The sequence below is a fragment of the Enterobacter sp. C6 genome (assembly GCF_008122455.1).
GTDB classification, from domain to species: domain Bacteria; phylum Pseudomonadota; class Gammaproteobacteria; order Enterobacterales; family Enterobacteriaceae; genus Enterobacter; species Enterobacter pseudoroggenkampii.
Map to the genome: position 1 here is coordinate 1 of NZ_QPFW01000094.1, position 4,479 is coordinate 4,479.

The following is a 4,479-nucleotide window of genomic DNA, read 5'->3' on the forward strand; positions in this document are numbered from 1 at the left end:
CCGGTGTTCCCGTCTTTCGCCCATTCGATATCCATCGGACGGCCGTAGTGTTTTTCAATCTGCACCGCCTGCTTCGCCAGCTCCTGCACTTCGGCGTCGGTCAGGGAGAAGCGGTCGCGCTGCTCCTGCGGTACATCTTCAATTTTAACCTGCTTGCCATGCTCCTGGGTCGGGGCATAGATCATGCGGATTTTTTTCGAGCCCATGGTGCGGCGCACCACCGACGGACGGCCAGCGGCCAGCGTAGGCTTATGGACATAGAATTCGTCAGGGTTTACCGCGCCCTGCACGACCATCTCACCCAGACCCCACGCGGAGGTGATAAACACCACCTGGTCGAAGCCGGATTCGGTATCAATGGAGAACATCACGCCGGATGAGCCCACGTCCGAGCGCACCATGCGCTGCACGCCAGCGGAGAGCGCGACGCCGCGATGGTCGTAGCCCTGGTGTACGCGATAGGAGATGGCACGGTCGTTGAACAGGGAAGCAAACACGTGCTTCACCGCCACCAGCACCGCATCGTAACCCTGGACGTTCAGGAAGGTTTCCTGCTGCCCGGCAAACGAGGCGTCCGGCATATCTTCTGCGGTCGCAGAAGAACGCACGGCAAAGGAGGCCTGCGCATCGTCAGCAGAGAGCTGGTTGTACGCGTCGTGAATGGCTTTTTCCAGTTCCGGCTGGAAAGGTGTGTCGATGATCCACTGGCGGATCTGCGCCCCGGCTTTGGCAAGCTCGGTGACGTCATCAATATCCGTTTTATCCAGCAGGTCGTAAATGCGCTGGTTAACACCGCTCTGGTCTAAAAACAGGTTAAAGGCATCGGCGGTGGTGGCAAACCCGTTCGGTACGGAGACACCCATACCCGACAGATTTGTAATCATTTCACCCAGGGAGGCATTTTTGCCCCCAACTCTGTCTACATCATTCATGCCGAGTTGGTTATACCAAAGCACCAGCGGTGACGAGCCATTGTTGGACATCGAAACAATCCTTTTGTGATATTTGATCGGAGTAAGTAACACCTGACTACGTATTTATACTGGCATATTTATTAGCGCTAAAAAAACGGTGAATCGTGTAAGCAATTTAAAATTTCAACTTTTCGGATACTTTCCCACCAGGCATTAACCCGATGATTCCTATATTTTCAGCCAGAAACCCCAAAAATAAAGTCGCTATTTGAAAAATGAAATCCACTTTTCAGGAAAATCAAAAACGCCGTTTCATTTATAATTAAGATAAGTTCTTTGCTGTGTAATTTACTTTTTTAATTTATGCTTTCAGACAATTAGGTCTGATATTCAGGGTGAGTAAAATGGATAGTGCTGTCGATCGCCACGTTTTTTATATTTCTGATGGTACGGCGATCACCGCCGAGGTCCTGGGCCACGCGGTGATGTCGCAGTTTCCCGTTTCGATAAACAGCATCACGCTGCCGTTTGTCGAAAACGAGAGCCGCGCCAAAGCGGTGAAGGACCAGATTGACGCCATCTACCAGCAGACCGGCGTCCGCCCGCTGGTGTTCTACTCGATCGTGATCCCCGAGATTCGCTCCATCATTCTGCAAAGTGAAGGCTTCTGCCAGGATATCGTGCAGGCGCTGGTGGCTCCGCTGCAAAGCGAACTTAAGCTCGATCCGACGCCTATCGCCCACCGTACCCACGGGCTGAACCCCGGCAACCTGACCAAGTACGACGCGCGTATCGCCGCCATTGACTACACCCTTGCACATGATGACGGTATCTCTCTGCGTAATCTCGACCAGGCGCAGGTGATCCTGCTTGGCGTGTCGCGCTGCGGCAAAACCCCGACCAGCCTCTATCTGGCGATGCAGTTTGGCATTCGCGCCGCAAACTACCCGTTTATCGCTGATGACATGGATAACCTGGTGCTGCCTGCCGCCCTTAAGCCGCTGCAGCACAAGCTGTTCGGCCTGACGATCAACCCGGAACGCCTTGCGGCCATCCGCGAAGAGCGCCGCGAGAACAGCCGCTACGCCTCTATGCGCCAGTGCCGGATGGAGGTCTCCGAAGTGGAAGCGCTGTACCGCAAAAACCAGATCCCGTGGCTGAACAGCACCAACTATTCGGTTGAAGAAATTGCCACTAAAATTCTCGACATCATGGGGCTTAATCGCCGCATGTACTAATATGCTAGTACATTAGCTCAGATTCAGGTATCATCATCTGCAACCACGGGGCGGTGTCGCCCCGAACTTGAAATCAGCAGGGATTGGTTTAAGGTGATGCCCATCACTTCCCGGTAGTCTGCCGATGAAGCAAAAATTTTCTGAGACATTCCATGAATAAAACCGATGAACTCCGCACTGCGCGCATTGACAGCCTTGTCACGCCGGCTGAACTGGCCCAGCGGCATCCTGTTTCCGCCGCCGTCGCGGAACACGTGACGGCTTCCCGCCGCCGCATTGAAAAAATCCTGAATGGTGAAGACAAACGTCTTCTGGTGGTGATTGGGCCTTGCTCCATCCACGATCTGGATGCCGCGATGGATTATGCAAAACGACTTCAGGGACTGCGGGATAAGTACCAGCATCGCCTTGAGATCGTCATGCGCACCTACTTTGAAAAACCGCGCACCGTGGTGGGCTGGAAAGGGCTGATTTCCGATCCTGACCTCAACGGCAGCTATCGCGTTAACCACGGTATCGAGCTGGCGCGGAAGCTGCTTTTACAGGTCAACGAGCTGGGCGTGCCGACGGCGACCGAGTTTCTCGATATGGTGACCGGGCAGTTTATCGCCGATCTGATCAGCTGGGGCGCGATTGGCGCTCGCACCACCGAAAGCCAGATCCACCGTGAGATGGCCTCCGCCCTCTCCTGTCCGGTCGGCTTTAAAAACGGGACCGATGGCAACACCCGTATCGCGGTTGATGCCATCCGCGCAGCCCGTGCCAGCCACATGTTCCTGTCGCCGGACAAGAGCTGTCATATGACCATCTACCAGACCAGCGGTAACCCGTACGGGCACATCATTATGCGCGGCGGGAAGAAACCCAATTACCATGCAGAAGATATTGCGGCGGCCTGTGAAACGCTGGCCGAGTTCGACCTGCCGGAACATCTGGTGGTGGATTTCAGCCACGGCAACTGCCAGAAGCAGCATCGCCGCCAGCTGGACGTCTGCGACGAGATCTGCCAGCAGATCCGCAGCGGTTCAACCGCCGTTGCAGGGATTATGGCCGAGAGTTTTATCAAAGAAGGCACGCAGAAAATCGTTGCCGGACAGCAGATGGTGTACGGCCAGTCGATCACCGACCCGTGCCTGAGCTGGGAAGACAGCGAACTGCTGCTGGAGAAACTCGCAGCAGCCGTGGACACACGCTTTTAAAATCCAGTCCTTCTCCCTCTCCCTGTGGGAGAGGGTTGAGGTGAGGGCATCAGACCGCATCTCACCCCAAATTTGATCCCCTCACCCTTTTTTCACAAAAATGCTTGCCGTGAATTTGCAGTTTATTGATAATGATTATCATTGTTACATTGATTGTTATTTATAAACATTATGTCACGTACGGATAACAGCGCGGCAACGCCAGCAAAAACAGACACAGCACCAGCCCCTACCGAGCGTCGGATTGACAGCAAAACCCTGCTCGGCGATGAGGGCCGGGTCATTATCGAGCATGACGGTCAGCGCTATCTGCTGCGCCAGACCCATGCCGGAAAACTGATCCTCACAAAATAAACAACACAAAAAACTTCGCCAGCCACCCAGGTAACCCCCAGGCAGCCAGCGCTTTTCACTTCTTATGGAGAGTTGCTATGCCACACCTGCCTTCCACATCTTTACGTCCGTCACTTCTGGCGCTGGCGATTGTCAGCACCCTGCCGGGCGTCGCGTTCGCCGCCGCAGACGACATTACCGTCACCGCCACGGGCAACGCCCGCAGCGCCTTTGAAGCCCCCATGATGGTGAGCGTGATTGACGCCAGCGCGCCGGAGAAACAAACCGCCAGCTCGGCGGCCGACCTGCTGCGTAACGTCCCCGGTCTGACGCTGGACGGCACCGGGCGCACCAACGGGCAGGACGTCAACCTGCGCGGCTATGACCGTCGCGGCGTGCTGGTGCTGGTTGACGGCGTTCGCCAGGGGACCGATACCGGCCACCTGAACAGCACCTTCCTCGATCCGGCGCTGATTAAACGTATCGAAGTGGTTCGCGGCCCGTCGGCACTGCTGTACGGCAGCGGCGCGCTGGGCGGCGTGATTTCCTATGACACCGCCGACGCCAACGATCTGCTCGAACCGGGTAAAAACAGCGGCTACCGCGTGTTTGGAACGGGCGCGACGGGCGATCACAGCCTCGGGATGGGGGCCAGCGCCTACGGCCGCACCGACACCCTGGACGGTCTGGTGGCCTGGTCCAGCCGGGATCGCGGCGATATCCGCCAGAGCGACGGAGCAACCGCCCCTAACGACGAATCCATCAACAACATGCTGGCGAAAGGCAGCTGGAAAC

General features: G+C 56.1%; 5 protein-coding genes. 4 read left to right on the forward strand and 1 reads right to left on the reverse strand.

Annotation, left to right across the window (positions count from 1 at the left end; all coding sequences use genetic code 11):
* On the reverse strand, positions 1 to 983 hold a 983-nt coding region (locus DOU50_RS01150), incomplete at its 3' end, for a PEP/pyruvate-binding domain-containing protein (RefSeq protein ID WP_148768565.1).
* 335 nt (positions 984 to 1,318) lie between these two features.
* Between DOU50_RS01150 and DOU50_RS01155 the strand changes: the two genes are divergently transcribed.
* The 4 genes from DOU50_RS01155 to DOU50_RS01170 form a co-directional block, all read left to right on the forward strand.
* Complete coding sequence (locus DOU50_RS01155; RefSeq protein WP_023311315.1) at positions 1,319 to 2,152, forward strand: pyruvate, water dikinase regulatory protein; 834 nt, start codon at positions 1,319 to 1,321, stop codon at positions 2,150 to 2,152.
* A gap of 152 nt (positions 2,153 to 2,304) precedes the next feature.
* Positions 2,305 to 3,351 carry a 3-deoxy-7-phosphoheptulonate synthase AroH gene (gene aroH, locus DOU50_RS01160; RefSeq protein ID WP_148768566.1) on the forward strand — a complete coding sequence of 349 codons (1,047 nt, stop codon included), beginning with the start codon at positions 2,305 to 2,307 and terminating at the stop codon, positions 3,349 to 3,351.
* Positions 3,352 to 3,522: 171 nt separating this feature from the next.
* Complete coding sequence (gene hemP, locus DOU50_RS01165) at positions 3,523 to 3,705, forward strand: hemin uptake protein HemP (protein WP_024909414.1); 183 nt, start codon at positions 3,523 to 3,525, stop codon at positions 3,703 to 3,705.
* A 77-nt stretch (positions 3,706 to 3,782) separates the two neighbouring features.
* A partial coding sequence (locus DOU50_RS01170; RefSeq protein WP_148768567.1) for a TonB-dependent receptor plug domain-containing protein occupies positions 3,783 to 4,479 on the forward strand: 697 nt, incomplete at its 3' end.